Source organism: Streptomyces sp. NPDC058295 (assembly GCF_042880655.1).
Lineage (GTDB): Bacteria > Actinomycetota > Actinomycetes > Streptomycetales > Streptomycetaceae > Streptomyces > Streptomyces coriariae.
Genome location: NZ_JBHVYO010000108.1, coordinates 1 through 3698 on the forward strand (window position 1 = coordinate 1; position 3698 = coordinate 3698).

Genomic DNA, 3698 nt, shown 5'->3' on the forward strand with positions numbered 1-3698 from the left:
GGCCCTCCAGGGCCTGGGCGCGCCGCTCGCATGCGTGGCCGTCCGGGCCACGGGGTCGTCGCCGCCCGGCCCGCCGTCGCCGGAGCGACGGCGCTTCAACCAGCCAGAACTCGAAGTGAACGCGGGGACGGAGCCCCCGCGGGTGTCCCTACTCCGGGAGGTCGCGCTTCTCCAGCGGGCGGACCGCCGGACCTTGCAGGATCTGTCCGTCCGGGGCGAAGCGGGAGCCGTGGCAGGGGCACTCCCAGGCCTGCTCGCCTTGGTTGAAGGAGACGATGCAGCCCAGGTGGGTGCAGCGCGCCGAGACCGCCTGGAGTGTGCCGTTCTCGTCCCGGTGGACGGCGTACTGCCGTCCGCCCAGGCGCAGCACGGCGCCGTGACCCCGAGGGATGTCGTCCGGCGCGGGGGCCGTCACGGCCGGCAGCCGGTCGCCGATGAAGTGCCGGGCCACCTGGGCCTGGTGTTTCAGGAACGTGGTCCCCTCACGGACCACGGACGCCAGGCGGCGCGGGTCGTAGAGGCCGCTCCAGTCGGACTCGCGGCCGTTGATCAGGTCGCCGAGCAGTCGGCCCGCCATGATGCCGCCGCTCATGCCCCAGCCGCCGAAGCCGGTGGCCACATAGGTGTGCCGGCTGCCGGGGTGCAGCGGCCCGACCAGCGGCACGGAGTCGGTGGAGTCGTTGTCCTGGGTGGCCCAGCGGTGGGTGAAGGTGAGACCGGCGAAGCGGTCGTCGGCCCAGGCGGACAGCCGGGCGAACCGCTCCTCGGCGTCGGCGGTGCCGGGGGTGAAGTGTTCCCCGGTGACGATGAGCAGGCGCTTGCCGTCGCGGTACGGGGCGGTGCGCACGGAGCGGGTGGCCCGTTCCGGCGTGATGTACATGTCGCGCGGGGCGCGGTCCTCGTCGATGGTCGCGGCGACGACGAGTTCACGGCGTGGGCTGAGCCGGGTGAACAGCAGGGCCCGGTCGAAGACGGGGTGGTGCGTGGCGACCACGACCTCGCGGGCGCGGATCGACACACCGGCGTCGGTGCGCAGCACGCAGGGCTCGCCCTCGGTGAGGCCGACGACCCGTGTTCCCTCGTACACCGTGCCGCCCCGCGCGAGCAGGTCGTCGGTGAGCGCCAGCAGGTACTTACGGGGGTGGAACTGGGCCTGTCCGCTCACCCGGACCGCGCCGGCGACCGCGAAGGGCAGCTCGGTCTCGGTCACGAACTCGGCCGGCAGCCCCGCCTCACGTGCGGCTTCGGCCTCCGCCCGCAATTCCGCGATGTGCCGCGGGTCCTCGGCGTAGGTGAAGGCCGCCGCCTCCTCCCACGCGCAGTCGACGCCGAGTTCCGCGACGATCTCGGCGGCGTGCCGGATCGCCTCGGTCTGCGAGCGCGCGTACAGGGCGGCGCCCTCGGGGCCGCGGGTGCGCCGCAGATGGTCGTAGATCAGGGTGTGCTGGGCGGTCAGCTTGGCCGTCGTGTGGCCGGTGACCCCGGCGGCGATCCGGTCGGCCTCCAGCACCGCCACCTCGCGTCCCTGCCGGACCAGCTCCCAGGCCGTGCTGAGGCCGGCGATGCCGGCGCCGATCACGGCGACGTCGACGGTGAGGTCACCGGCGGGCGGGGGAGCCGGCACGCCGGGCGGCGCGGTCTCCAGCCAGTAGGAGCCCTGGGTTCCACTCTCGGCGTTCATGGCGGCCGAGTGCCCGCGGAGCGGAGTGATACGCCGGGATGCGCCTCATATGTTGGTCTTCTTCCTGTGCACCTGGGTACCCGGCGCCCCGCAGCACGGAACGACCGTCAGCGAGGAGGAACGATGAGCACGGTGAAGGAAGCGGTGGACGTCGAGGTCCCCGTCCACACGGCCTACAACCAGTGGACGCAGTTCGAGGAGTTCCCGAACTTCATGGAGGGCGTCGAGGAGGTGCGCCAACTCGACGAGCGGCGCAACCACTGGACCACCAAGATCGGCGGGGTGCGGCGCGAGTTCGACACCGAGATCGTCGACCAGCTGCCGGACGACCGGATCACCTGGCGGGTCGTCGACGGCGAGTCCCGGCAGCGGGGATCGGTCCGGTTCGAGCGCCTGGACGACAGCCGCACCCGGGTGGAGCTCACCATGGACGTCGAGCCCACCGGCCTGGCCGAGAAGGGTGCGGACATGCTCGGCGTGATCGACCGCCGGGTCAAGGGAGACCTGCACCGCTTCAAGGACTACATCGAGCAGCGCGGCGGCGAGACGGGTGCCTGGCGCGGACGTATCCGGCCCGGCGACCCCGGTTCGCCCCTCTGATCGGACCACACGCGGCGATCGGGTGCGACGAGCCGATGAGCGAAGTCGCGGTCGGCGGGTGCGTCTGGTCCCTTGTGTGGCACTCGTTGTGCCATGGAGTGGACGCGTAGGGCGACATGGGGTGTTCGACGCTGGGCCGGGTCCGTCGTGGCCGCGGTGCGGCGGGCGGGGGAGGGGCCGGGCCGGGAGCGGGACCTGGTGGTGCAGGCGGGCAAGGCGGCGCTGGCCGCCTGGCTGGCGTGGGCGGTCGTGGGCTGGTGGCTCGAGGCCCCGATGGCGTTCGTGGCGCCGTGGGTGGCGGTCGTGCTGGTGGAGGCGACCGTGTACCGGTCCGTCGCGCACGGGCTCCAGCAGCTCGCGGCGATCGCGGTGGGCACGGTGGTGGCGACGGCCGGGGCACTGCTGCTGGGCAGCACGATGGCCGCCATGGCCCTGGTCCTTCCGGCGGTGCTGCTGCTGGGGCAGTGGCAGCGGCTGGGAAGCCAGGGCGTCTACGCCGCCACCGGCGCGCTCTTCGTGCTGACCGGTGGCCAGGTGAGCGTCGTCTCGTCGGCCGCCCGCATCGGGGAGGCGGTCTTCGGCGCGGTGGTCGGGGTGGCGGTCAATGTGCTGATCCGGCCGCCGGTCTACTTGCGCGACGCCCGCTCCGCGCTGGAGGACGCGGCCCGCGAGGCGCAGGAGATCCTGGACGCCGTGGCCGACGGCCTGGCCGACGGCGAGTGGGACGGACAGGCGGCCGGGAGCCGGCACGAGCGGGCCCTGCGGCTGGGCCGGCTGGTCGAGCAGGCACGGTCGGCGATCGGCTGGAGCCGGGAGAGCATGCGCGGCAATCCGCGGGGGCGCCGCACGCGGCTCGGTTCCTCGCCCGGCAAGGCGTACGACGACGCGCTGGTCGTGCTCGACCACGTCGCCGTCCACACGGTGGGGGTGACCCGGACCGTGTGGGAGATCGCGGAGCGCGGGGAGGGGGCCCGGCCGCCCGTCGGCATCACCCACGCCTACGCGGACTTCCTGCGGCACACGGCGCGCGCGGTCCGGCTGTACGGTCGGTCCCGGTTCGCCCCGGACGGTTCCGACGACCGTGCGGCGGAGCGACTGCGCGAAGCGGTCGAGGAGCTCCACCGCACTCTCGACGAGTTCCGCCGGCGGTTGCCGGGAGCCGTGCCCGACGACCCGGACGCGCTGGTGACGTACGGAACGCTGCTGGCCCAGGCGCACCGCCTGGCCGACCAGCTCGTCCATGACTGACACCCCCGCCCGCGCCGTCCCTTCGGGCGGCTCGGGCGGTTCGGGTGGCCCGGGTGCTTCTGCTCGGGTGTCCGGGTGGTTCGGGGGTTCCGGTGCGGTCAGCCGCGCAGTGCCGGCAGGACCTTCGTACGGTAGAAGTCGAAGAAGCCCTGCTGGTCCTTGCCGATCT

At 73.5% G+C, this 3698-nt stretch carries 3 protein-coding genes; 2 read left to right on the top strand and 1 reads right to left on the bottom strand.

The genetic code is table 11. The annotated features are described in order from the left end of the window. Positions 1 to 148 precede the first annotated feature (148 nt). Positions 149 to 1681, bottom strand: coding sequence for an FAD-dependent oxidoreductase (locus ACFVYS_RS43720; RefSeq protein WP_389511443.1), 1533 nt, complete (start codon positions 1679 to 1681; stop codon positions 149 to 151). A gap of 123 nt (positions 1682 to 1804) precedes the next feature. Between ACFVYS_RS43720 and ACFVYS_RS43725 the strand changes: the two genes are divergently transcribed. Both ACFVYS_RS43725 and ACFVYS_RS43730 read left to right on the top strand, forming a co-directional pair. Further along, a complete protein-coding gene (locus tag ACFVYS_RS43725; protein ID WP_389511444.1) occupies positions 1805 to 2281 on the top strand; it encodes an SRPBCC family protein in 477 nt (158 codons plus the stop codon). A 93-nt stretch (positions 2282 to 2374) separates the two neighbouring features. Beyond that, entirely contained in the window at positions 2375 to 3529 is a 1155-nt protein-coding gene (locus ACFVYS_RS43730; RefSeq protein ID WP_389511445.1) for an aromatic acid exporter family protein, read from the top strand. The last annotated feature ends 169 nt before the right edge of the window (positions 3530 to 3698 follow it).